Below are 22,323 nucleotides of genomic sequence, written 5' to 3' on the forward strand. Positions count from 1 at the left end.
CGGGATGATTTTGTATCCCAGCGTATCTGCGCGCCATGCAGAGACATGGCGGTGCAATCGGGCCGGTTGCTGACAAATCCGGCTTACAAGCCAGTGTTGTAATGGCCTCGTGCCCCGGAAGGCCGGGGCCGGAGAACCGATCACGTAAAGGAGAGCATCATGAAAACCTGGATCAAAACCACGCTCGCCGCCTCACTGATCGCGCTGGCCGGTGCTAGCACGGCCTTGGCGCGCGGCGGCGAGTGCGACGGTTTCGGGCTGCTGGGCAAGGTGGGCTGGCAGCAAATGAGCCCCGAAGCGTTGCAGTCCCGTATGACGCAGCGCATGGACCTGCAACTGGCCCGGCTTGAGCTTGCTTTGGCGCTCAAACCTGCACAGCAGCCGGCCTGGGAGTCGTTCAAAAGCGCAATGCATGAGCGCGCAGGCAAAATGGCAGAACGGCTTCAGCAGCGTTTCAAGGACGACCGTCCCCAAACCGCTGTCGAGCGGCTAGAGCGGATGGAAGAGATGAGCAAGCTGCACCAGACCGAAGTGTCTGAAACACGCAAGGCGGTGGAAAAATTCTATGCCACGCTGACCGATGCACAGAAAAAAGTTTTTGACGCCGATTTCAAGCTAATGGGATCGATGCAACCCGAGGGGCGTCATGGCGGCATGGGGCCGAAAGGCGAGCCCGGCCCGCGTGGCGACCGCGGTCGCGGCTGATACTCATTGGGTTTGACGCAAAACAACGGCCACCGCATAGGGTGGCCGTTGTGTTTTTTGGCGATGCCGGACGAGCCGGCCGCCTGTCGATCAGTGGAATTGCTCTTCTTCGGTGGAACCGGCCAGCGCCTTCACGGAAGAGGAGCCGCCCTGGATCACGGTGGTCACGTCGTCGAAGTAACCGGCGCCGACTTCCTGCTGGTGCGACACGAAGGTGTAGCCCAGTTCGCGCGCGGCGAATTCGGGCTCCTGCACCATTTCCACGTAATGCTTCATGCCTTCGCCGCGTGCGTAGTTGTACGCGAACTTGAAGGTGTTGAACCAGTTGACATGGATGCCGGCCAGGGTGATGAACTGGTACTTGTAGCCCAGCGCGGAGAGTTCGTCCTGGAAGCGGGCGATGGTCTTGTCGTCCAGGTTCTTCTTCCAGTTGAACGACGGCGAGCAGTTGTAGGCCAACAGCTTGCCCGGGCAGGCGGCATGCACGGCCTGGGCGAACTCGCGGGCGAAGCCCAGATCCGGGGTGCCGGTCTCGCACCACACCAGGTCGGCATAGGGCGCGTAGGACACACCACGGCTGATGGCTTGCTCCAGACCGTTCTTGACCCGGTAGAAGCCTTCCTGGGTGCGCTCACCGGTGAGGAAAGGCTTGTCGCGGCTGTCGTGGTCGGAGGTGAGCAGGTTGGCGGCTTCCGCGTCGGTACGGGCCAACACGATGGTGGGCACGCCCATCACGTCGGCGGCGAAACGCGCGGCGATCAGCTTCTCGATCGCTTCCTGGGTCGGCACCAGCACCTTGCCGCCCATGTGGCCACACTTCTTGACCGCGGCGAGCTGGTCCTCGAAGTGCACGCCCGCAGCACCGGCGGCGATCATGTTCTTCATCAGCTCAAAGGCGTTCAGCACGCCACCGAAACCGGCTTCGGCATCGGCCACGATGGGCAGGAAGTAATCGATGAATTCCTTGTCGCCGGGGTTGATGCCACGGCTCCACTGGATTTCGTCGGCGCGCTTGAAGGTGTTGTTGATGCGGCGCACCATGGTGGGAACGGAGTCGTAGGCGTAGAGCGACTGGTCCGGATACATGGTCTCCGAGGTGTTGCCGTCGGCGGCCACCTGCCAGCCGGACAGATACACGGCTTCCAGGCCCGCCTTGGCCTGTTGCATGGCTTGACCGGCGGTGATGGCGCCAAAGGCATTCACATAGCCTTTCTTGGCGCCGCCGTTGATCAGGTTCCACAGCTTTTCGGCGCCGCGCTTGGCCAGGGTGTATTCGATCTGCAGGGAACCGCGCAGACGGACTACATCGGCAGCGGAGTAACCACGCTTGATGCCTTTCCAACGGGGGTTTTCGGCCCAGTCTTTCTCCAGAGCGGCGATTTGCTGTTCGCGGGTCAGAGTCATCTTTATTCCTTGCTGGCTGACGATGGATGAGGGAGAACGCTTCCGATGCGGGCTTGGCCGAACGGGTGCGCTGTCTGGAAGCCGCTGTGGCGCAGGCCACGCCGGCATCCGATGCGGCACAGTATAGGAATATTTCCGCTCTGCAGCAATAAGTCTTATATAAGATATAAGAAAAAAATTTGCTAATTTAAAACAGATGCTTAGCGTGCTTATTTCACGATGAGAAATGCAGGTGATGGTTGTGAAACGCTGCGCTGGTGCGCTGCGCAAGACTGCGGCCGGTGCAGCCTTGCGCGAGGCTTTCAGAGCAGCGTCTGTTCGGCGACGATCACCCCATCGTCGTCGGCGTAGAGGTAGTGGCCCGGCACGAAGGTTACCCCGCCGAAGGTCACCGGGATGTTTTGTTCGCCCACGCCTTTTTTGATGCTTTTTTGCGGGTGCGTGGCAAGTGCCAAGACGCCGATGTCCATCTTCCCGATTGCGCTTGCATCCCGGATGCAACCATAGACGACGATCCCGGCCCAGCCGTTGCTGACGCCGAGCTGAGCCAACTGGTCCCCGACCAGCGCGCAGCGCAGCGAGCCGCCGCCATCGATGACCAGCACACGGCCTTCGCCGGGGCCCGACAGCGCGGTGCGCACCAGAGAGTTGTCTTCGAAAAGCTTGAGTGTGGCGATCGGGCCGCCAAATGAGCGCCGTCCGCCATAGCTACGGAACATTTGCGTGACCACGCGCACACGTCCTTCGTGGGCGTCGCACAGATCGGCGGTTTGAATGTTCATGGCATTCTCCTGACACGGTTGGTAGTGCCAGGGATGATAAACCAGGCGCGCACACAAAAAAGCGCGGCCCGGTTGCGGGCCGCGCGCTTGGATCGATGGGCATCAATAAGACGCCCCAGTCAGAAACAGATGCGCAGCTCAGGTCGTGGCGACCTCCTCTTCGTCGAACCACAGTTTCACTTTGTCTTGGTCGTCCAGACCGATGGTGACTTTGCCGCCGTTGACCAGCCGACCGAAGAGTAACTCGTCGGCGAGTGCGGCGCGGATGGTGTCCTGGATCAGGCGAGCCATCGGGCGCGCACCCATCAGTGGATCGAAGCCTTTTTCGGCCAACCAGTTTTTGAGCTCGTCGGTAAAGTGCGCTTCGACTTTTTTCTCATGCAACTGGGCCTCCAGTTCGATCAGGAACTTGTCGACCACGCGCAAAATGATTTCGTGATCCAGCGGCTTGAAGGAAATCGTGGCGTCCAGCCGGTTGCGGAATTCCGGCGAAAACACGCGCTTGATTTCTTCCATCTCGTCGCCGGCCTCGCGCTTAGCGGAAAAACCGATCACCGACTTTTGCATCTGCTCGGCCCCCGCATTGGTGGTCATGATCAAGATCACGTTGCGGAAGTCAGCTTGACGACCGTTGTTATCGGTCAGCGTGCCATGGTCCATGACCTGTAGCAGGATATTGAAGATATCCGGATGGGCTTTTTCGATTTCGTCGAGCAGCAGTACGCAATGCGGTTTTTTGCTGATTTGCTCGGTGAGCAAGCCGCCCTGGTCGAAGCCGACATAGCCCGGCGGTGCGCCGATCAGGCGGCTGACTGCATGGCGTTCCATGTACTCCGACATATCGAAGCGTACCAGCTCGATGCCCAAGGTATAGGCGAGCTGGCGGGCGACTTCGGTTTTACCGACACCGGTCGGGCCGGAGAACAGGAAGCAGCCGATCGGTTTGGCCGGGTTGCCCAGCCCGGAGCGCGACATCTTGATCGCCTTGGTAAGCGCATCGATGGCCGCATCCTGGCCGAAGACCACGTTTTTGAGATCGCGGTCGAGCGTCTTGAGTGCAGTCCTGTCGTCGTTGGAGACGGTGCGCGGCGGAATACGCGCGATTTTGGCGACGATCTCCTCGATCTCGTTTCTACCGATGGTTTTCTTTTGCTTGGATTTCGGCAGGATGCGCTGCGCTGCACCCGCCTCGTCGATGACATCGATGGCTTTATCGGGCAGGTGGCGGTCATTGATGTATTTGGCCGACAGCTCCGCCGCACTGGTCAGTGCCGCGGCCGAATATTTGATCCCGTGGTGCTCCTCGAAGCGGCTCTTGAGCCCTTTGAGAATCTCCACGGTTTCGGCTACGGTGGGCTCGACTACGTCGATTTTCTGAAAGCGGCGCGACAGCGCGTGATCTTTCTCGAAGATCTGCCGGTACTCGGTGTAAGTGGTGGCGCCGATGCACTTCAGTTGCCCGGAGGACAGCGCCGGCTTGAGTAGATTGGAAGCGTCCAGCGTGCCGCCCGAGGCTGCGCCCGCACCGATCAGCGTGTGGATCTCGTCAATGAACAAGATGGCTCCTTGATGCTCGGTGAGCTGTTTGAGCACCGCCTTGAGACGTTGCTCGAAATCGCCACGGTACTTGGTGCCGGCGAGCAGCGCACCCATGTCGAGCGCAAAAACCTGGGCATTCTCGAGGATCTCGGGGACGCGCCCTTCAACGATACGGCGCGCCAGTCCTTCGGCGATGGCGGTTTTGCCCACGCCGGCCTCGCCGACCAATAACGGGTTGTTCTTACGCCGCCGGCACAAGGTTTGAATGACGCGTTCGACTTCTTTCTCTCGGCCGATCAGCGGGTCGATCTTGCCCACCAGTGCCTGCTGGTTGAGGTTCTGGGTATAGCTCTCCAGTGCGCCACCGGCCGATTGAGACTCCTGCTCTTGTTCGGCGTGTTCAGGATCGTTGCGACCGGTTGCACCCGAGCCATGCTGCGGCGTCTTGGCAATGCCGTGGGAGATGAAGTTCACCACATCGAGGCGGGAAATGTTCTGCCGCTGCAGGAAATACACCGCATGCGAGTCCTTTTCGCCAAAGATCGCCACCAGCACATTGGCGCCGGTCACTTCCTTTTTGCCGGAAGACTGCACATGCAAAATGGCGCGCTGGATGACGCGCTGGAAGCCTAGGGTAGGCTGGGTGTCGATTTCGTCGCTGCCTTCTACCTTGGGCGTGTGCTCATTGACGAATTCGGTCAGTTCGCGGCGCAGCTGCTCGATATTTGCGTTACACGCACGCAGAACTTCGGCTGCAGACGGGTTGTCGAGCAGCGCGAGCAGCAAATGCTCCACGGTGATGAACTCGTGACGCTTTTGCCGGGCCTCGACAAAGGCCATGTGCAGGCTGACTTCAAGCTCTTGCGCGATCATTCAATTTTCCTCCATCACGCATGCCAGCGGATGCTGGTGCTGGCGAGCAAAGGAGACGACCTGCTCAACCTTGGTCGATGCGATGTCTTTGGGGAAAACACCGCATACCCCCATGCCCTCTCTGTGGACTTGGAGCATGACCCGCGTGGCACGTTCGCGGTCCATGCCAAAAAATTTCTGCAGAACGACGACCACGAAATCCATCGGTGTGAAATCGTCGTTCAGCAACAGCACCTTATACAAAGGCGGAGGCCGGGTGCGCGTGCGTTCCGCCTCGAGTAAGAACTCGTCCTGCTTGTGCGTAGCCATGCGGATCATTCTAATCAAGTGGAAGCGGAGTGCAACCAAGTTCCCGCAGCCATCATGTGGGGGTATTGGAGCAAAAAACAACAGTCTCACCGGTTGCGCCGTTGCGGCGCAAAGAACTTGGCCGGGGCTGTTTTTTCAGGTGATGGTGTGGCCGTCCGGGCGCGCTGAGTCTGAGTGCTCGGCGCGTGCTTCGAGTTTTCCAAGCTGGCCTTGAATCATCGGTCCGCGTTAAAACAGTTTGGCTTGTTGCGTCGCAGCATACCAGGCTTGCATGAAGTGCTTGACGCTGCCGCCCCAGTTGCGTAAAAGCAATTCCGTATGTCGTGCAAGGTGCAATGCGCTGACTGCGTCTGGCAAGGCCACGAACCATGTCAGCCGGACGGTGCAAATGTTTCCCTGTGTCGGTTTCTCCGCTGTGGCAGTGCTGGTGAAGGGTCCTTCGCATCGACATGCTGGCCGGGTGTTCCGGCGTGTTTCATGTTCTCTTGAAGGATTGATGCAATATGGCAACTGGCACTGTGAAGTGGTTCAACGACGCTAAAGGTTTTGGCTTCATCACCCCGGACGACGGCAGCGAAGATTTGTTCGCGCACTTTTCCGCAATCAATATGGGTGGGTTCAAGACCCTCAAGGAAGGCGAAAAGGTTTCCTTTGAAGTCACCCAGGGCCCCAAAGGCAAGCAAGCTTCCAACATCCAAAGGCTGTAACCGACTGGGTGTGTGGATTGAGCGTCGAGCATTCTCGGCGCCGGCTTGCATAAGTTCCGTGACTTTGGACTGCGAGGTCTAAGCAGGCTGAAAGACATAAGGCCGCCGGTGTGCCGGCGGCCTTATGTTTTGGTCCCGAAGCGCCGACCCAGGCGGCCAGCCCGGGCGCTCACTTGAGCTTGACTTCTTTGTAAAGGACGTGCTTGCGCGCAACCGGGTCGTATTTCTTGAACTCAAGCTTTTGCGGCGTCGTGCGCTTGTTTTTCGAGGTGGTGTAGAAATGACCGGTGCCGGCAGTCGATTCCAGCTTGATTTTCTCGCGAATGCCTTTTGCCATCTTGCTCTCCGTTCAGTGCGTGGCGGGTTTGGTCATTAGACCTTTTCGCCGCGGGCGCGAAGTTCGGCCACGACTTCGTCAATGCCCTTTTTGTCAATGGTGCGCAGGCCGGCGTTGGAAACACGCAGGCTGATCCAGCGGTTTTCGGCTTCACTCCAGAACCGGCGGTTCTGCAGATTGGGAAGGAAGCGACGCTTGGTTTTGTTGTTGGCGTGGGAAACGTGATTTCCCACCATCGGTGCTTTACCGGTCACTTGGCAGACGCGAGCCATACGATGCTCCAGGGAATTCGAATTGCGAAAAGCGTGCGACTATACTCTACGCGGTCCATGTGGCGCAAGTCCCTGAGCGGAAAACGTTTGCCCCGGCCAGGCGGGCTGCACGGCTGGCAGAGCGGTTGGGCTACAGCAGTCCGCGCTCGGCAAAGGATAAGGGTTGCCCATGGGCCGTGACCACGAAATGGTCCAGAACGCGTACATCCACCAGCGCGAGGGCATCTTTCAGGCTATGGGTCAGTCGCTCGTCGGCCTGACTCGGTTCGCAGGCGCCCGACGGGTGATTGTGTGCAAGGATGACGGCTGCGGCGTTACGCGCCAACGCCAGCTTGACCACTTCACGGGGATAGACGCTGGTTTGGGTCAGTGTGCCGCGAAAAAGCTCGACCGCATCGATCAGCCGGTTGCGCGCGTCGAGCAACAAGACGGCGAACACTTCGTGGGGGAGGTTGCCCAGACGCAGACGCAGCCAGTTACGGACCGCATCCGGGGTATCCAGTACGTCCCGTTGGGCCATCTCCTCGGCCAGCGCGCGCCGCGCCAGTTCCATCACTGCCTGTAGTTGGGCATACTTCGCCAGCCCCATGCCGGGAATGCGGGCAAACTCGGCGGCAGGTGCGCTGCATAAGCGGCTCAAGGAGCCGAAATGGCTGAGCAGATCCCGGCCGAGGTCCACCGCGGTGCGACCGCGTACGCCGACACGCAAGAACAGTGCGAGGAGTTCGGCGTCGCTTAGCGTTTGCGCGCCATGGGCAAGCAGTTTTTCCCGCGGGCGTTCGTCCGCGGGCCAGTCGGTGATTGCCATGTTAATGGGTGAGTTGCCGGTGTCCGTTCTAATTTGCGTTTTTACCCTATTGGCATGGAAGAGCTCAAGGGCAGGAATCTGGTACTCGGGGTGAGCGGAGGCATTGCAGCCTATAAGGCTGCGGAATTGACTCGCTTGTTGGTCAAGGCGGGAGCCCAGGTCGATGTGGTCATGACTGAGGCCGCCACGCGTTTTGTGACCCCGGTTACCTTTCAGGCGCTCTCGGGGCGCACGGTTTGGACCGATTTGTGGGATGCGCGTATCGGCAACAACATGGCCCACATCGACCTGACCCGTGGCGCAGATGGCATCCTGATTGCACCGGCTTCGGCAGATATCCTGGCCAAGCTGGCGCATGGGTTTGCCGATGATTTGCTGACGACGCTGTGTCTGGCGCGTGAATGTGCGCTGATGGTGGCGCCGGCGATGAACCGGCAGATGTGGGAGCATCCGGCCACACGGCGTAATCTGGCGCAATTGCAGGCCGACGGTGTGGCGATTTTCGGTCCGGGTGAGGGTGATCAGGCCTGTGGCGAAACTGGTTTAGGCCGGATGCTGGAGCCGGAAGAGGTGCTCGAAGCGGTGGTGGCCTATTTTGCGCCGAAATTGCTTGTTGGACGCAAGGTGGTGATAACCGCAGGGCCAACCTTCGAGCCGATCGATCCGGTGCGCGGGATTACCAATACCAGCTCCGGCAAGATGGGCTATGCGCTGGCGCGCGCGTGCGTGCGCGCCAGCGCCGAGGTGGTGCTGGTGAGCGGCCCGGTGTCGCTGCCGGTGCCGCCGGGCGTGCGCCGGGTGGCAGTACAAAGCGCGCTGCAAATGCGCGATGCCGTGCTGGCCGAAGTACCGGGTGCGGCAGTATTCATTGCTGTGGCCGCTGTGGCCGATTATCGCCCTGCACAAACGGCCGAGCACAAGATCAAGAAGTCGGGTGAGCCGATGCAGTTGTGGCTGACGCCCAATCCGGACATTTTGGCCGAAGTGGCCGCATTGCCGCAGCCGCCGTTTTGCGTGGGTTTTGCGGCCGAAAGCCGTGAACTCGATGCCTATGCTGCGGCCAAGCGCGCAGCCAAACGGGTGCCGCTGCTGGTCGGCAATCTGGTGCAAGACGGCTTGGGGGGCGATGACAATGAAGTGGTGCTCTACGACGACCGTGGCCGCCACCCGCTCGGGCGGGCCACCAAGACGGAATTGGCCTGGCGTATCGTCGAACATTTAGCGGATTTACTGGCCGGCGGCACACAACAGGAGTGATGAAATGCACAAGATCGATATCAAACTGATCGATCCGCGTCTGCGCAATCACGCACCGACTTATGCGACGCCCGGTGCTGCGGGACTGGATCTGCGCGCGTGTGTGGACGTGCCGTTGACCCTGCACCCTGGCGAGACGGTGCTGGTGCCCAGTGGGCTGGCAATTCATTTGGCCGATCCGGGCCTAGCCGCACTGATTTTGCCGCGCTCGGGGCTTGGGCATCGGCACGGCATCGTGCTCGGCAATCTGGTGGGGTTGATCGATTCGGACTATCAGGGACAGATTTTCGTCTCGGTGTGGAATCGGGGACGGGAGACTTTCATCGTCGAACCCATGGAGCGCATTGCGCAGTTGGTGGTGGTGCCGGTCTTACAAGTTGGCTTCAACGTGGTCGATGAGTTCGCGCCCAGTGAGCGGGGCTGCGGTGGTTTTGGCAGCACCGGTAAACACTGATGGCGGCAAGCGGGCATGTGGGCATCCCGGTTGGGGTGCATGTGGTGTTGGTGCGCGACGGTCGGGTGCTGATGATGCGCCGCGCAGGCACCGGGTTTTTCGATGGGTTATTCAGTTTGCCGGGCGGGCATGTGGAGCCGGGTGAATCGGTGCGTATGACCGCGGTGCGCGAGCTGCGCGAAGAGCTGGGGCTGGCGCTCGATCCGCAAGGCTTGCGTATGCTTGGTGTGGTTCATCGCCTGTCCGACTCCAATCGCATCGATTTTTTCTTGGCGGCGGCGCAATGGTCGGGTGAGCCCCGAATTTGCGAGCCCCACAAGTGTGACCGGCTCGACTGGTTTTCCCGCGACGCTCTGCCGGCGGACTCGGTGCCTTATGTTCGGCGGGCGCTCGAAGCGGGCGCCGGCCCTTGGATTCTGGAATTGGGCTGGTAGTCGAGGCGGCGGTAGTGTCGCGCGTTGATACGGCATTGCAAAATTGCTAAGACGGCACCGATGCATGGCGCTTGGCGTGTAGCGATCGCAGCCCATCCAAAAGATCGGTGAGGGGTCGAGCACCCACAATGCCGCAGATGCCCTACCGCGGTCGTTTTGCAGCGGCCTGCTAGGCGAGCATGTCGGCCCAGATGTTTTTTGCCCAGCCCAGTGCGTACTGGCCTTCGAGTTCGCTCGCCGCAGCCGAGACGCCGCCAGCGCCGTCGACCGGCATAAAAATTCTTTTCTCGGCATCGTACTGGTGCACCGAGGCCACATGGATGGCGTTTTTGCTGTCGACAAAGCTATAGCAGGTGTTCATGAGCACCGGGGTCGGGTTCGGTGCTTTGTTCGCCAGCAAGTTCAGGATGGCGGCCGTGGCCACCTTGGCATGCTGATTGGCCATATGTCCGGACTTGGGCATGGTCGGTGCCGGGAAGATGGCGTCGCCCAGCACATGGAGTCCCGGCACGCCTTTGGCTTCCATGGTGAGCCAATCGACGTCCACCCAGCGGTCGTTGATCAGCGGCAGACCCGTTCGGACGGCAATGTCGCCGGCGCGCATCGGCGGGATCACGTTCAGCACGTCGGCCTTGACTTCGTCGAACTCGAGCTTGGCGACACGGTTGTTGGCGTCCACCTCCAGAATCGCGCTGTTCGGGCGGTATTCGATGATGTTCTGATAGGTGCTGTTGAAAGCGTGTAGGAACAACCCCTTCTTGGACTGGATATCGTCGTTGGCGTCCAGGATGATGACCTTGGACTTGGGCTTGGCGGTTTTGAAGTAGTCGGCGACCAGGCAGGCGCGCTCATACGGCCCCGGCGGGCAGCGGTAGGGTGCCTTGGGGATCTGGATGGCATACACGCCCCCGTCGGGCATCGCTTCGAGCTGCTTGCGCAGCAGCACGGTTTGCGCGCCGGCCTTCCAGGCGTGTGGGATCCGTTCGGTATGGCCGGCGAGTCCGCCCACTTCATCGAACATGAAATCGATCCCTGGGGCGAGCACCGCGCGGTCGTAGCCGATCGTGCCGCCTTGGGCCAGGCGCACGCGGCGCTCGATGGGGTCGATGCCAATCACATCATCCTGGATGATCTTGACGCCCCAGGTTGACTTCAATCCGTCGTAGCCGACGGTAATGTCGGCCATGGTTTTTACGCCGCCGATGACCAGATTGGAGATCGGGCAGGAGATGAACCGCGGGTTGCGCTCGATCAGGGTCACCGCCACCTTGCCCTGGCTCCACATGCGCAGGTATTTGGCCGCCGTGGCGCCGCCGTAGCCGCCGCCGATGACCACTACATGGCCACCCTTGCCGCCACCGGTACCGGCAAGGCTGGTCCGTGGTGGGCCTATAAGCGAAGTGCCGGCAGCCAACACACTCAACGATTTGATGAAACCGCGTCTGTTCAGCATGGTTGTTCCGTCGCTGCTTTTATTGCTGTGTGGAGAAGTAATCGGCGATCAGCCCGAGCTGTTCGTCGGTGTATCCTTTGGCGATCTGATGCATGATGGATGCAGGCTTTTCGCTGCGCTTGAAGGCCATCAGCTTTTGCATCAGCTTGTCCCTGGATTCGCCGGCCAAGCTGTCCATACCGCCGACGCTCTTGCCGTCGGTGCCGTGGCAGTTGGCACAGGTGGCCGCAAGATTGCGGGCAAGATGGGGGTCTTGGGCATGGGCCGGGGCGCTTGCGCCGAGCACGCAAACCGTGGCCAGTGCGAGTTTGAGCTTCACGACGTTCATCCTCTCGGGTGTGTAATTTGCGTTATCTGCAACAGCGGCGACCATGCCTGTTGCCGAACCGGCTCAGGGTATTGTGTCGGGGCAGTATAGCCCAGCGGCAAAAAGCACCGAGCTCGAAGCTGATCGACGCTGACGGCGGTGCGTTACGCTAGTGATGGGCAGGGCGCGTAAATCGCGCACCTCGCGCGATCGATACGGTCTTAAACGATAGCGCAAGTAAGCGGTATTTTTGCCACAAGGTTTGCCACAAGGAGAAAGCGAATGGACAATCGACGCAGGAATGCGCTCAAGGCCGGTGGCGCTCTGGGCGTTTTGGGTGTGTTGGCGGCGGCTGGCCTGATCACGCCGGCCGTGGCGCAAGCGGCCTGGAACAAAGCTGCTTTCGAAGCCAAGAGCATAGAGGCGGCGCTGCGCGCGATCGGTGCCGGCCAACCGGCCGATAGCGCCGATATCCTGATCAGCGCACCAGAGACGGCCGAAAACGGTGCCGCGGTGAGCGTTGGCGTGCTCAGCCATTTACCCAACACCGAGTACATGGCCATCATGGTGGAAAACAACCCGGCGATGCTGGCGGCGTCCTTCCAAATTCCGGCCGGTACCCTGGCCGATGTGCAAACCCGCATCAAGATGGGGCAGACCTCAAATGTCTTTGCCGTGGTGAAAGCGGACGGCCGGTTTTACATGACCAAGAAGAAAGTCAAGGTCACCCTCGGCGGTTGCGGAGGCTGAACCCAGAGAAAGGAGTGCAATCGATGACAAATACAATGCCAATGCGTATGCGTGCGGCGGTCAAAGACGGTGTGACCGAAGTCCGCGTGCTGATGCCGCATCCAATGGAAAGCGGTCAGCGCAAGGATTCGTCCGGCAACCCGATTCCGGCCCACCACATTACTGAAGTGACCGCTACGCACAATGGCAAAGTCGTCCTTAGTGCCCAGTTTGGTCCGTCGGTTTCCAAAGATCCGTATCTGCTCTTCAAGTTTCAAGGCGGTGTCAAGGGTGACAGGGTGGCGGTGAGCTGGGTGGACAACAGGGGCGAGCGTCGCACCGACGAAGTGCAGATTGGTTGATGGCAGGCAAGGACCGGAGTATCGCCGCAGCGGGCGGGATGACACCGCAAGCCGATTTTGCCGGTGCCACAAGGCCGCTGTGGCGCCACGCGGTTGCGCTGGAGCGCTTGTCGGCGCCCCTGCTTGTTTTTGCGTTGAGCAGACCGGTCAGGCGGTGGCGGCTGTCAGGCTGTCGCTTGCGCCAAACAGCTTGCAGAAGCGTAGCTCCTGTGGATAGGGGAAAAAGTCCTCGACATGGCCGCGGCGTATCGTCTCTTGCGCTTCTTGCCAGAATTCCGGCTCCAGCAGGTCGCGGTGATATTTGAGAAAAGCCTTGCGCACCCTGGGTGAGCCCAGCAAAAAAGTGGCAAACTCTTCGGGGAAAACATCCATCGGGCCAGCGCAGTACCAGGTTTCGCCGGACATCTCCAGCTCGGGGTAGGGGGCCGGCGGGATGCGGCGAAAGTTCACATCGGTCATGAACTCGATTTCGTCATAATCGTAGAACACCACCCGGCCATAGCGGGTGACGCCAAAGTTCTTCCATAACATGTCACCAGGGAAGATATTGGCGATTGCCAGCTCGCGGATCGCATTGCCGTATTCGCGCACCGCATGCTCCACCTCCTCGTCGGTGGCTTTCTCCAGGTAGATGTTGAGCGGCGTCATGCGGCGCTCGATATATAAGTGTTTGATAATGACCGAATCGCCCTCGATTTCGAAAGAGGAGGCAGCGTGCTGCGCCATCTCCTTGAGCAGCTCGGGATCGAAGCGCGCCAGTGGCAGCGCGGCGTTGGAATACTCCAGCGTGTCGGCCATCCGTCCGACGCGGTCGACCTGCTTGACCATCAGGTACTTGCGCTTGACCGTGGCACGGTCCATGTTTTTCGAGCTGCCGAACACGTCCTTGATGATCTTGAATACGTAAGGGTAAGAGGGCAAGGTGAAGACCAGCATCACCATGCCGCGGATGCCAGGCGCCACGATGAAGCGGTCGTTGGAGTGGCGCAGGTGAGCGACGAGATCGCGGAAGAACATGGTTTTGCCCTGTTTACCCAGCCCCAACATGGTGTAGAGTTCGCTGCGCGGCTTGTTGGGCATGATGCTGCGTAAAAACTGCACATAGCCCGAAGGCACTTCCATATCGACCAGGAAATAGGCGCGCGACAGCGAGAACAGCACCGAAATCCGCCAGGGATCGAGGATGATCGTGTCGATGTAGAGCCGTCCGCTGGCGTTGTGACGCACCGCCAAGGCAAAAGGAATTTCCTGATAACCGTTGATGGCCTTGCCGATGATGTAGGCACTTTTGTCACGGTAAAAGGCCGAGTACAGCACCTGGATCTGGCAATTGACCTCCATCGCCGGCCAGCGCCCTAAATACCGCTCGGTGGCGCGCAGCACATAATCCACGTCGCGATCCAGATCTTCGAACGGGCGCTGCCAATCGAAATCTTCGACGATACGCCGCACCGTGGCGCGCAGCCCTTCGTCGCGCGGATAGTAGCTGCTATAGACTGGCGGGAACGATTCGATGTACTCGGTGGCGATGGCCGGGCGGGCAAAGATGTAGTCGTTGTTGTAATAGGTGCGGTGCAGGATTTTGCAGCACACCGAGTTGAAGAAAGTTTCTGCCAGTTCCGGCTGTTTATGGCGGATCAGCATGCCAATGTAGTGGAGTTTGACCTGCTGCCAGGTGGCGTCGTCTAACGAATCGGCATCGAACTCATGGCGCAGGCGCTCGACGGCTTCGTCGACCCGCTCGTCGTAGAACTGCACACGCTCCCGTACGACATTGAGTTGGCTCTGCCAGTCGGCGGCCTCGAAGCTTTCCTTGGCTCGCCGGCTGGTCTCACGAAAGATGCGGTAGTGCTTGTTGAATCCTTCGATCAACGCCTGCGCGATCGCCTGGGCAACCGGATTTTCGCCGGACACCGGCTCCATTGCGCTCTCCCTGCAAAAATGAGTTGGACGGACGAGTAGTGTCGCACCGGCCAGCCCTGTAGTGTCAACCGAGCCGACGCGAAGACAAGAGGTCTTCTATCATTTATGTATTTCATAATGTGAGATGTCTTTTTATAAAGATCGATGAACGCGCCCTTCGACGTTATAATGCGGCACGCAAAAACGCATCGGCGGCCGCTCGATGGGCAGCCGGTCGGACTAGTACCGCGTCGGGGTTCGCCTCGGCGTTTTTCGTCCCGCATAGCGTGGTCCAGCATCGGATGAAGCCGTGTTTTGGTGGATAATCCGCGGGTAGTCGGCCTGCGGTCGGAGTCGACCCCAAAGGTTTCGCCGATGCCAAAACCCACCCATGCCTAACAGGAGGGAGTTCTCATGAGCGTATCCAAGATCACCGTGCCGGCAGGCGGCCAGAAAATCATTCCGGGGCAACCGGTTCCGGACAACCCCATCATCCCGTTCATCGAAGGCGACGGCATTGGCGTGGATATCACCCCGGTGATGATCAAAGTCATCGATGCCGCGGTGGAAAAAGCCTATGGCGGTCGGCGCAAGATCCACTGGATGGAAGTCTATGCGGGTGAAAAGTCCACCCGCATTTACGGCCCGGACGAGTGGCTGCCCAAGGAAACCTTCGATGCGCTCAAGGAATATTCGGTATCCATCAAAGGGCCGATGACCACGCCGGTCGGTGGCGGCATCCGCTCGCTCAACGTCGCGTTGCGTCAGGAGCTGGATCTATATCAGTGCGTGCGCCCGGTGCGCTACTTCAAAGGGGTGCCCAGCCCGCTGAAGAACCCGGAACTCACCGACATGGTGATCTTCCGCGAGAACACCGAAGATATTTACGCCGGTATCGAATGGCAGGCCCAGTCAGACGGGGCCAGAAAGGTCATCGACTTCCTGCAGAATGAAATGGGCGTGCGCAAGATCCGCTTCCCGGAAACCTCCGGTATCGGTATCAAGCCGGTGTCCATCGAGGGCACCACCCGTATCGTGCGCGCGGCCATCCGCTACGCGATCAATAACGATCGCAAGTCGGTGACCTTGGTGCATAAAGGCAACATCATGAAGTTCACCGAAGGGTTGTTCCGTGACATTGGCTACAAGGTCGCGCGCGAGGAGTTCGGCGCCCTGCCGATCGACGGCGGTCCGTGGTGCAGCTTCAAAAATCCAAACACCGGCCGTGAGATTGTGGTCAAGGACGCCATCGCGGACGCCTTCCTGCAACAGATTCTGCTGCGTCCGGCCGAGTATGACGTGATCGCCACGCTCAATTTGAACGGCGACTACATCTCCGATGCGCTGGCCGCGCAGGTGGGCGGCATTGGCATCGCGCCGGGAGCCAATATTTCCGACCAGTACGCCTGCTTCGAGGCCACCCACGGCACGGCGCCCAAGTATGCCGGTCTGGACAAGGTGAATCCGGGCTCGCTGATTTTGTCGGCCGAAATGATGCTGCGTCACCTGGGCTGGAAGGAAGCGGCCGATCTGGTCATCAAAGGCATGGAAGCGGCCATTGCAGACAAGCAGGTCACTTACGACTTCGCGCGCCTGATGGAAGGTGCCAACGAGATCTCCTGCTCGGCATTCGGGGATGCGATGATTGCGCGCATGTAGAGCGCACGCAGCTCACCAATGCAAAGCCCCCGCGCAAAGCCCCCGCAATGTCGGGGGCTTTTTGCATTGGCGCGTAGCGTGCGTCCCCAAGAGCGCTTCAGTGCGGACTGCGCACGATGAGTACCGAGATCGACACCTTACGCACCAGGTTCTCCGCCACGCTGCCCAGCAGAAGGCGCTGGAAGCCGCGCCGGCCATGGGAGCCGACTACCAGTAGATCCGCGCCCGAATCGATGACCGCCTTGGCAATCTGATCGGCGGCATGGAGATCCTCCGAAGTCAGCAAGCGACGGCGGGGGCTCAGGCCGGCCTCCTCGGCCATCCTAACCGCTTCGCCCAGCGTGCTTTCGCCGCTTTCCAGCAGGGCATGCTGCATACGCTTGGCGTCGGCCAGCGCCACGCCGTGGTTGGAGAAGGTCTGCAATAACGATTCGTCCACCGCGTGGGCAATCTCCAGCACCGCGCCGTGCAGCTTGGCCAGGGCGATGGCTTCCTCCAGGGCTTTTTTCGAAGTCCTGCTGTCGTCGACCGCGACCAGGATGTGCTTGTACATCTTTGCTCCAATTGAGACAGGGCGAATACCGCGGTAAGCCTAGCATGCCGAAAGGGGGGGCGGCATCCGCGTTTTCCTGTAAGTCGCAAAGCTTGGTGCGTCTGCCACAGCGTTTTCATTTACGGGGCGCCGGTCGACCAAGGGCAGCCGCATCGACGCCGATGGCATCGGCGTAAGACGTTTGCGTGCGTACGGATGCCGCGCAGGAATGCTGCAGCGCGACGAAAAAGCTGATCGGGCGCGGTTTTGGCCGCGCCCGCCAAGACAGCGGCAAATCGTCACCGGTTGTAAGCAAAGAGTAAGAACCCGCTTCCTATAATCGCCACGCTGTCTTGTAGTCCGAGGGGTGCGTCTGCGCACGGCGTGCCCCGTAACAACCACCACGAGGAGACGTTATGGATAACAACAGTGCAGCCTATTGGAAGGCGACGCTGGGCCTGCTGACCAAGATCCTGGTCATCTGGTTCGCTGTGTCGTTTGGCGCGGGCATTATTTTTGCCCCGGCACTCAATGCCATCAGTCTGGGCGGCTACCCGCTCGGGTTCTGGTTCGCTCAGCAAGGTTCGATCTACGTGTTCATCGCGCTGATCTTCTACTACGCGAAGGCCATGGGCGACATCGACCGCAAGTTCGACGTGCACGAAGACTGAGGGAGAACGACACATGGATCTGCAAACGCTAACCTACCTGGTCGTCGGCGCGTCCTTCGCGCTTTATATCGGTATCGCCATCTGGGCGCGCGCCGGTTCCACCAGCGACTTCTACGTGGCTGGCGGCGGCGTGCACCCGGTCACCAACGGCATGGCGACTGCGGCCGACTGGATGTCCGCGGCCTCCTTCATCTCCATGGCCGGCCTGATTTCCAACATGGGCTACGGCGGCGGTCTGTTCCTGATGGGCTGGACCGGCGGCTACGTTCTGTTGGCCATGCTATTGGCGCCTTACTTGCGCAAGTTCGGCAAATTCACCGTGCCGCAGTTCATCGGTGACCGCTTCTACTCGAAGACGGCTTCTACCGTTGCGGTGGTCTGCCTGCTGGTGGCATCCATCACCTACATCATCGGCCAGATGACCGGTGTGGGGGTGGCGTTCTCCCGCTTCCTCGGGGTATCCAGCGATACCGGTATCTATATCGGTATGGCTATCGTGTTCGCTTACGCCGTGTTTGGGGGGATGAAAGGCATCACCTACACCCAGGTGGCCCAGTACATTGTGCTGATTCTGGCTTACACCATTCCGGCAATCTTTATTTCCCTGCAGCTCACCGGCAACCCGTTGCCCCAGCTTGGTCTGGGTTCCGACATTGCCGGTACCGATGTTTCGCTGCTCGACAAGCTGAACATGGTGGTCAAGGACCTCGGTTTTAGCGAGTACACCAGCTCCGTTCCGGAGTCCTACCTGAACATGTTTGTATACACCATGTCGCTGATGATCGGTACCGCGGGTTTGCCGCACGTGATCATGCGTTTCTTCACTGTGCCCAGCGTGAAGGATGCCCGATCTTCCGCCGGCTGGGCCCTGGTGTTCATCGCCATCCTGTACACCACGGCACCTGCTGTGGGCGCCATGGCCAAGCTCAACCTGCATGCTACGGTCAATAGCGCAGTGGGGCTGGAAACCGCAGCCGATGGCTCGATGAAGGTCAACCCCGCGACTGTCAAGGCCAATGCCGACCTGTTCGCTCCGGAAGCCAGTCTGCGTTACGAAGATCGTCCGGACTGGATGAAGCGTTGGGAAAAGACCGGCCTGTTGAAGTTCGAGGATAAGAACGGTGACGGTCGCATCCAGTACTACAACGACAAGACCAAGAGCGAAGCCGTGAAGGCTAAAGCGGAAGCTGCTGGTTGGAAGGGTAATGAGCTGACGGTGAATGCCGACATCATCGTGCTGGCCAACCCTGAAATCGCTCTGCTGCCGAACTGGGTGATCGCCCTGGTTGCTGCCGGTGGTCTGGCTGCGGCTCTGTCTACTGCTGCCGGTCTGCTGATGGCCATTTCTGCTGCTGTGTCTCACGACCTGATCAAGGGCGTTTTTGTCCCTAACATCAGCGAGAAAGGCGAGCTGATGGCAGGCAAGATCTCCATGGCCATTGCCATCGTGATTGCCGGTTATTTGGGGCTTAATCCCCCGGGCTTTGCGGCCGGTACGGTGGCCCTGGCCTTCGGGATTGCTGCTTCCTCACTGTTCCCTGCGATCATGATGGGCATCTTCTCCAAGAAGATGAACAAGGAAGGCGCCATTGCCGGCATGCTGGCGGGTCTTTTCGTCACCCTGTTCTACGTGTTCGCGCACAAGGGCATCTTCTTCATCAAGGGCACCGAATATCTCGGCCTGATCGGTGGCGCCAACAGCTTCTTCGGCATCACGCCGGAAGCCTTCGGTGCGATCGGTGCGCTGGTGAACTTCGCCGTGGCCTTCGTCGTGGATAAGGTCACCAAGGAGCCGCCGGAGCACATCCAGGCGCTGGTCGAAAGCGTTCGTATCCCGCGTGGTGCGAAAGCGGTCGACGGTTCCCATGTTCACTGAGAAGCGGTTGTAGACAAGTGCCCGGCAGGCCCGTAATCCGGGCCAATGCCGGGGGTGAGCAAAATGCCCCGCCGATCTGGTTGGCGGGGCATTGCTTTTATGGCACTTTGTGACCGTCTGCTTGCCAGCCAGGCGAGCGATTTCGGAGTACCGTATGACCGCAATGGCCCCTCATGTCAGCTTGGTGCTGAACTGGATTCTTTTCCTTGCCCTGTTCCCGATTACCTTTTTCTGGTTGCGGCGGGCCTGGCGCATCATTTTCAAAAGGGATTTTTCCGAAGTGGCGCTCAAACGGGGGGAACCGCCACCCAATCCAGCGCGGTTTGCGCCTTATTGCGCGGCCATCAACTTGGTGGGCGGGGTGGTTTTGGTATGGACCATTTTTGGTGTGCTGACCGCAAGCTTCGCCTTCGAGACCTGGACCTCACTGGCTGGCATCACCATTTGGAGTAAGCTCATGCTGGATTTTGCACTGTCTCGGCATGCGCATCCGCTGAAGCTGGGGCGCAAACGCGCCGATGCCCAGCCCGAGCGCAGCGGAAAATAGAGCGCGTCTTGGCGGCGTCTTGTCTGCCGCTCAACGCCGCTCAGCCACCCCGTAGGCGTGATCGAGGCGGTTCATCAAGAACACATAGAGGGCGATGATTGCCAGATACACGATCAGCGCGCCTTGGGCAAAAACATAAAAGCCCAGCGGGAAGCCGAACAACTCGAATTCGTTGAGGGTTTCTGCGTAATACGCGCAAACAAAGGTCACAGCGAACCACACTGCCAATAAGGCCGCGGTCAACAATCGGGTGCGGCGCCAGTAGGCGCGCTGCCGGGCGCTCAACTGCATGGGGGGGAGCCGCCTTCTTTGCCGTCATTGTTCGCCCGCGCGATGTCGGGCGAAATCACTGGCCAAGCGCTGTTCTACATCGCCTGGCGCGGGTTCGTAGGAATGTGGCTTCAGCGTACATTCGCTTTGGCCGGCGCAAATGGATTTCAGGCGGGCTTCGAAGCCTTCCATTTCGGCCATCGGCACCAGCGCGGTCAGGCTGATGCGTCCCGGGGCGTGACTGTCGGTGCCGCTCAGGCGTCCGCGCCGGCTGGCAAATTCTGCGCTGATCTCGCCAAAGTGGCGCTCCTCGGCCACTACCCGGACTTCCAATACAGGCTCCAGCAGCACTGGCCGGGCGGCACGCACTGCGGCCTGCAGTGCGTGGCGGGCGGCGGTGACGAAAGAGATTTCGTTGGAGTCGACCGGGTGGTGTTTGCCATCGGTGACCACGACTTTGATGTCTTGCAGCGGAAAACCCGCCAGGCAGCCCTCGGCCACTGCCTGGCGCACGCCTTTTTCGACCGCCGGCATGAACTGGACCGGAATCGCGCCGCCTTTGACTTCGTCGGTGATGTGCACCCCGCTGCCGAGCGGCAGCGCCTCGACCCGCAGCGCCACTTCGCCAAACTGGCCTGCGCCGCCGGACTGTTTTTTATGGCGATAGCGCGCCTCGGCGCTGGCGGCGATGGTTTCACGGTAGGGGATGGCCGGCGTGGCGGTGTCGAGCTCGAGGTTCCAGCGGCTGGCCAGTTGCTCCAGCACCATGCGCAGGTGCAGTTCGCCCAAGCCGCGTACTATGGTTTGCCGCGCTTGCGGGTCGAAGCTCACTTCCAGGCAGGGGTCTTCATCCAGCAGGCGGGCGAGCGCGTCGGACAGTTTCTGTTCGTCGCCGTGCTTTTTCGGGATCAGCGCCAAGCCGTGAAAAGGCTGGGGATAAGCAGGCGGCAGCAGGTGATGGTGGTCCTCGTCATGTGAATCGTGCAGCACTGCGTCACGGTGCACTTCGTCGACACGGGCCAGGGCGCAAATGTCGCCGGTCACTCCGCGCGGGATTTCGATTTGCTGGCGGCCTTGTATGCGCAGCAAGTGAGCTACTTTGATGGGTTTGCGGGCATTGCCGACATAAAGCTGCGCGCCGGCTTCCAGCGTACCCTGGTGGATGCGGAAAAGCGCAAGTTTGCCGCGGTAAAGATCGTTTTGAATCTGGAAAACATGCGCGACCACATGGCCTTTGGGGTCTGCGCTGACCTCAACCGGCCGGGCCGTCGCGCCTTCACCCTTGACAAAGCGTGGCGGGTTGCCTTCGGTGGGGTCGGGCATCAGACGGGCGAACACCTCTAACAATTCGGCTACCCCCGCGCCGCTGCGCGCCGACACAAAGCACACCGGAACCAGATGGCCTTCACGCAGGGCCTGCTCGAAGGCGTCATGCAACTGGTCGGGGTCGAGGTTTTCGCCTTGCTCCAGATAGCGAGCCATCAGTGCGGGATCGAGCTCGACCACTTGATCGACGATGGCCTCATGGGCTGCGGTGACCGACGAGAAGGCGGTTTCGGCCTCATACTCAGGGGCAAAGAAACAATCGATCACCCGACTGGCGTCGGGTGCGGGCAGGTTGATCGGTAGGCATTCGCGACCGAAGGCGGCTTCGATGGCCGCCATCGCGCCGGCCGCATCCGCCCCGCTGGCGTCGATGCGGTTGACCACGATCATCCGGCACTTGCCGGCAGCAGCTTCCATCAGCCGGCGGGTCATCGATTCCACCCCGATTTGGGCATCGATGACGATGACCGCGGTCTCCACCGCCGGCAGGGCGAGCAGGGCGCGGCCGAGGAAGTCGGGGGTGCCGGGTGTGTCGAGCAGGTTGATCCAACGGCCCGCCCATTCGAGGTGGGCGAGCCCGGTGTTCAGCGAATGGCCCATGGCCTTCTCGGCCGGATCGAAATCGCTGACCGTGTCGCCGCGTTCGATGCTGCCCGCAGCGCCGATACCGCCCGAGGCGACCAGCAGGGCTTCGAGCAGCGTGGTCTTGCCGGCGCCGGCCTGACCGAGCAGGGCGAGGTTGCGGATGTCGTGAACCGAGCTAGGCGTCATGATGCTTTCCCCCCGTGGTGATCCGGTCTGGCAAACC

24 protein-coding genes are annotated in these 22,323 nt (G+C 60.3%); 11 read left to right on the forward strand and 13 right to left on the reverse strand.

Annotated elements, in window-relative coordinates; all coding sequences use genetic code 11:
- The first annotated feature begins 159 nt into the window (after positions 1-159).
- Entirely contained in the window at positions 160-705 is a 546-nt protein-coding gene (locus DIE29_RS04000) for a Spy/CpxP family protein refolding chaperone (RefSeq protein WP_102041061.1), read from the forward strand.
- A gap of 90 nt (positions 706-795) precedes the next feature.
- Here the strand turns inward: DIE29_RS04000 and aceA are convergent, their stop codons facing one another.
- The 4 genes from aceA to clpS form a co-directional block, all read right to left on the reverse strand.
- The gene (gene aceA, locus DIE29_RS04005; RefSeq protein ID WP_102041062.1) at positions 796-2,109 is read right to left on the reverse strand and encodes an isocitrate lyase; all 1,314 of its coding nucleotides are present in this window, start codon (positions 2,107-2,109) and stop codon (positions 796-798) included.
- Between the two features lie 302 nt (positions 2,110-2,411).
- Positions 2,412-2,891 (reverse strand): ribonuclease E activity regulator RraA, encoded by a 480-nt coding sequence (rraA, locus tag DIE29_RS04010; RefSeq protein ID WP_114649284.1) that lies wholly within the window; start codon positions 2,889-2,891, stop codon positions 2,412-2,414.
- Between the two features lie 138 nt (positions 2,892-3,029).
- The gene (clpA, locus tag DIE29_RS04015) at positions 3,030-5,303 is read right to left on the reverse strand and encodes an ATP-dependent Clp protease ATP-binding subunit ClpA (RefSeq protein WP_102041064.1); all 2,274 of its coding nucleotides are present in this window, start codon (positions 5,301-5,303) and stop codon (positions 3,030-3,032) included.
- Positions 5,304-5,612, reverse strand: a complete 309-nt coding sequence (clpS, locus tag DIE29_RS04020; protein ID WP_102043102.1) for an ATP-dependent Clp protease adapter ClpS — start codon at positions 5,610-5,612, stop codon at positions 5,304-5,306.
- Positions 5,613-6,115: 503 nt separating this feature from the next.
- On the opposite strand from clpS, the gene DIE29_RS04025 reads away from it, so the two are divergent.
- Positions 6,116-6,319, forward strand: coding sequence for a cold-shock protein (locus tag DIE29_RS04025; protein ID WP_102041065.1), 204 nt, complete (start codon positions 6,116-6,118; stop codon positions 6,317-6,319).
- Between the two features lie 169 nt (positions 6,320-6,488).
- On the opposite strand, the gene rpmG is transcribed toward DIE29_RS04025, so the two are convergent.
- The 3 genes from rpmG to radC form a co-directional block, all read right to left on the reverse strand.
- Entirely contained in the window at positions 6,489-6,656 is a 168-nt protein-coding gene (gene rpmG / locus DIE29_RS04030; RefSeq protein WP_102041066.1) for a 50S ribosomal protein L33, read from the reverse strand.
- 35 nt (positions 6,657-6,691) lie between these two features.
- Complete coding sequence (rpmB, locus tag DIE29_RS04035; protein WP_102041067.1) at positions 6,692-6,928, reverse strand: 50S ribosomal protein L28; 237 nt, start codon at positions 6,926-6,928, stop codon at positions 6,692-6,694.
- Positions 6,929-7,058: 130 nt separating this feature from the next.
- Positions 7,059-7,736, reverse strand: a complete 678-nt coding sequence (gene radC, locus DIE29_RS04040) for a RadC family protein (protein WP_114649285.1) — start codon at positions 7,734-7,736, stop codon at positions 7,059-7,061.
- 54 nt (positions 7,737-7,790) lie between these two features.
- On the opposite strand from radC, the gene coaBC reads away from it, so the two are divergent.
- From coaBC to DIE29_RS04055, 3 genes are read left to right on the forward strand one after another with little or no spacing between them, the layout of a single operon-like run.
- On the forward strand, positions 7,791-8,993 hold the full coding sequence (coaBC, locus tag DIE29_RS04045) for a bifunctional phosphopantothenoylcysteine decarboxylase/phosphopantothenate--cysteine ligase CoaBC (RefSeq protein ID WP_114649286.1): 1,203 nt from the start codon (positions 7,791-7,793) through the stop codon (positions 8,991-8,993).
- 4 nt (positions 8,994-8,997) lie between these two features.
- A complete protein-coding gene (gene dut / locus DIE29_RS04050; protein WP_114649287.1) occupies positions 8,998-9,447 on the forward strand; it encodes a dUTP diphosphatase in 450 nt (149 codons plus the stop codon).
- Complete coding sequence (locus DIE29_RS04055) at positions 9,447-9,881, forward strand: NUDIX hydrolase (protein ID WP_114649288.1); 435 nt, start codon at positions 9,447-9,449, stop codon at positions 9,879-9,881. The genes dut and DIE29_RS04055 overlap by 1 nt, the downstream gene beginning before the upstream one ends.
- A gap of 169 nt (positions 9,882-10,050) precedes the next feature.
- On the opposite strand, the gene DIE29_RS04060 is transcribed toward DIE29_RS04055, so the two are convergent.
- Both DIE29_RS04060 and DIE29_RS04065 read right to left on the reverse strand, forming a co-directional pair.
- The gene (locus tag DIE29_RS04060; RefSeq protein ID WP_114649289.1) at positions 10,051-11,334 is read right to left on the reverse strand and encodes an NAD(P)/FAD-dependent oxidoreductase; all 1,284 of its coding nucleotides are present in this window, start codon (positions 11,332-11,334) and stop codon (positions 10,051-10,053) included.
- 19 nt (positions 11,335-11,353) lie between these two features.
- Positions 11,354-11,653, reverse strand: coding sequence for a c-type cytochrome (locus tag DIE29_RS04065; RefSeq protein ID WP_162860587.1), 300 nt, complete (start codon positions 11,651-11,653; stop codon positions 11,354-11,356).
- Between the two features lie 270 nt (positions 11,654-11,923).
- Between DIE29_RS04065 and soxY the strand changes: the two genes are divergently transcribed.
- Both soxY and soxZ read left to right on the forward strand, forming a co-directional pair.
- Positions 11,924-12,391 (forward strand): thiosulfate oxidation carrier protein SoxY, encoded by a 468-nt coding sequence (soxY, locus tag DIE29_RS04070; RefSeq protein ID WP_114649291.1) that lies wholly within the window; start codon positions 11,924-11,926, stop codon positions 12,389-12,391.
- A 23-nt stretch (positions 12,392-12,414) separates the two neighbouring features.
- Complete coding sequence (gene soxZ / locus DIE29_RS04075) at positions 12,415-12,732, forward strand: thiosulfate oxidation carrier complex protein SoxZ (protein WP_205409778.1); 318 nt, start codon at positions 12,415-12,417, stop codon at positions 12,730-12,732.
- A 147-nt stretch (positions 12,733-12,879) separates the two neighbouring features.
- Here soxZ and aceK read toward each other — a convergent pair whose 3' ends face one another.
- Positions 12,880-14,655 (reverse strand): bifunctional isocitrate dehydrogenase kinase/phosphatase, encoded by a 1,776-nt coding sequence (gene aceK / locus DIE29_RS04080; RefSeq protein WP_114649292.1) that lies wholly within the window; start codon positions 14,653-14,655, stop codon positions 12,880-12,882.
- 393 nt (positions 14,656-15,048) lie between these two features.
- Between aceK and icd the strand changes: the two genes are divergently transcribed.
- Positions 15,049-16,293: an NADP-dependent isocitrate dehydrogenase gene (gene icd / locus DIE29_RS04085; RefSeq protein WP_108079687.1), complete on the forward strand. Its 1,245-nt coding sequence runs from the start codon at positions 15,049-15,051 to the stop codon at positions 16,291-16,293.
- Between the two features lie 97 nt (positions 16,294-16,390).
- On the opposite strand, the gene DIE29_RS04090 is transcribed toward icd, so the two are convergent.
- The gene (locus tag DIE29_RS04090) at positions 16,391-16,846 is read right to left on the reverse strand and encodes a universal stress protein (protein ID WP_108079688.1); all 456 of its coding nucleotides are present in this window, start codon (positions 16,844-16,846) and stop codon (positions 16,391-16,393) included.
- Between the two features lie 395 nt (positions 16,847-17,241).
- Between DIE29_RS04090 and DIE29_RS04095 the strand changes: the two genes are divergently transcribed.
- The 3 genes from DIE29_RS04095 (at position 17,242) to DIE29_RS04105 (ending at position 19,919) form a co-directional block, all read left to right on the forward strand.
- The gene (locus DIE29_RS04095) at positions 17,242-17,496 is read left to right on the forward strand and encodes a DUF4212 domain-containing protein (protein ID WP_102041079.1); all 255 of its coding nucleotides are present in this window, start codon (positions 17,242-17,244) and stop codon (positions 17,494-17,496) included.
- 13 nt (positions 17,497-17,509) lie between these two features.
- Positions 17,510-19,372: a sodium:solute symporter family protein gene (locus DIE29_RS04100; RefSeq protein ID WP_108079689.1), complete on the forward strand. Its 1,863-nt coding sequence runs from the start codon at positions 17,510-17,512 to the stop codon at positions 19,370-19,372.
- A gap of 154 nt (positions 19,373-19,526) precedes the next feature.
- Positions 19,527-19,919 carry a hypothetical protein gene (locus DIE29_RS04105; RefSeq protein WP_335740053.1) on the forward strand — a complete coding sequence of 131 codons (393 nt, stop codon included), beginning with the start codon at positions 19,527-19,529 and terminating at the stop codon, positions 19,917-19,919.
- 30 nt (positions 19,920-19,949) lie between these two features.
- Here the strand turns inward: DIE29_RS04105 and DIE29_RS04110 are convergent, their stop codons facing one another.
- Positions 19,950-20,210 (reverse strand): DUF4212 domain-containing protein, encoded by a 261-nt coding sequence (locus tag DIE29_RS04110; RefSeq protein ID WP_114649293.1) that lies wholly within the window; start codon positions 20,208-20,210, stop codon positions 19,950-19,952.
- A gap of 24 nt (positions 20,211-20,234) precedes the next feature.
- Complete coding sequence (gene fusA / locus DIE29_RS04115) at positions 20,235-22,286, reverse strand: elongation factor G (RefSeq protein WP_114649294.1); 2,052 nt, start codon at positions 22,284-22,286, stop codon at positions 20,235-20,237.
- Positions 22,287-22,323: the final 37 nt, after the last annotated feature.

It is taken from the genome of Pseudothauera hydrothermalis, from assembly GCF_003345255.1.
Taxonomy (GTDB): domain Bacteria; phylum Pseudomonadota; class Gammaproteobacteria; order Burkholderiales; family Rhodocyclaceae; genus Pseudothauera; species Pseudothauera hydrothermalis.

Excerpts from the sequence above, each read along its gene's own strand:
- dut (WP_114649287.1), top strand. The coding sequence starts at position 8,998 with ATGCACAAGATCGATATCAAACTGATCGATCCGCGTCTGCGCAATCAC.
- clpS (WP_102043102.1), bottom strand. The coding sequence starts at position 5,612 with ATGGCTACGCACAAGCAGGACGAGTTCTTACTCGAGGCGGAACGCACG.
- DIE29_RS04100 (WP_108079689.1), top strand. The coding sequence starts at position 17,510 with ATGGATCTGCAAACGCTAACCTACCTGGTCGTCGGCGCGTCCTTCGCG.
- DIE29_RS04110 (WP_114649293.1), bottom strand. The coding sequence starts at position 20,210 with ATGCAGTTGAGCGCCCGGCAGCGCGCCTACTGGCGCCGCACCCGATTG.
- DIE29_RS04095 (WP_102041079.1), top strand. The coding sequence starts at position 17,242 with ATGGATAACAACAGTGCAGCCTATTGGAAGGCGACGCTGGGCCTGCTG.
- DIE29_RS04025 (WP_102041065.1), top strand. The coding sequence starts at position 6,116 with ATGGCAACTGGCACTGTGAAGTGGTTCAACGACGCTAAAGGTTTTGGC.
- coaBC (WP_114649286.1), top strand. The coding sequence starts at position 7,791 with ATGGAAGAGCTCAAGGGCAGGAATCTGGTACTCGGGGTGAGCGGAGGC.
- icd (WP_108079687.1), top strand. The coding sequence starts at position 15,049 with ATGAGCGTATCCAAGATCACCGTGCCGGCAGGCGGCCAGAAAATCATT.
- rpmB (WP_102041067.1), bottom strand. The coding sequence starts at position 6,928 with ATGGCTCGCGTCTGCCAAGTGACCGGTAAAGCACCGATGGTGGGAAAT.
- soxZ (WP_205409778.1), top strand. The coding sequence starts at position 12,415 with ATGACAAATACAATGCCAATGCGTATGCGTGCGGCGGTCAAAGACGGT.
- DIE29_RS04105 (WP_335740053.1), top strand. The coding sequence starts at position 19,527 with ATGACCGCAATGGCCCCTCATGTCAGCTTGGTGCTGAACTGGATTCTT.
- DIE29_RS04090 (WP_108079688.1), bottom strand. The coding sequence starts at position 16,846 with ATGTACAAGCACATCCTGGTCGCGGTCGACGACAGCAGGACTTCGAAA.
- soxY (WP_114649291.1), top strand. The coding sequence starts at position 11,924 with ATGGACAATCGACGCAGGAATGCGCTCAAGGCCGGTGGCGCTCTGGGC.
- radC (WP_114649285.1), bottom strand. The coding sequence starts at position 7,736 with ATGGCAATCACCGACTGGCCCGCGGACGAACGCCCGCGGGAAAAACTG.
- clpA (WP_102041064.1), bottom strand. The coding sequence starts at position 5,303 with ATGATCGCGCAAGAGCTTGAAGTCAGCCTGCACATGGCCTTTGTCGAG.
- aceA (WP_102041062.1), bottom strand. The coding sequence starts at position 2,109 with ATGACTCTGACCCGCGAACAGCAAATCGCCGCTCTGGAGAAAGACTGG.
- rraA (WP_114649284.1), bottom strand. The coding sequence starts at position 2,891 with ATGAACATTCAAACCGCCGATCTGTGCGACGCCCACGAAGGACGTGTG.
- DIE29_RS04000 (WP_102041061.1), top strand. The coding sequence starts at position 160 with ATGAAAACCTGGATCAAAACCACGCTCGCCGCCTCACTGATCGCGCTG.
- DIE29_RS04060 (WP_114649289.1), bottom strand. The coding sequence starts at position 11,334 with ATGCTGAACAGACGCGGTTTCATCAAATCGTTGAGTGTGTTGGCTGCC.
- DIE29_RS04055 (WP_114649288.1), top strand. The coding sequence starts at position 9,447 with ATGGCGGCAAGCGGGCATGTGGGCATCCCGGTTGGGGTGCATGTGGTG.
- fusA (WP_114649294.1), bottom strand. The coding sequence starts at position 22,286 with ATGACGCCTAGCTCGGTTCACGACATCCGCAACCTCGCCCTGCTCGGT.
- rpmG (WP_102041066.1), bottom strand. The coding sequence starts at position 6,656 with ATGGCAAAAGGCATTCGCGAGAAAATCAAGCTGGAATCGACTGCCGGC.
- aceK (WP_114649292.1), bottom strand. The coding sequence starts at position 14,655 with ATGGAGCCGGTGTCCGGCGAAAATCCGGTTGCCCAGGCGATCGCGCAG.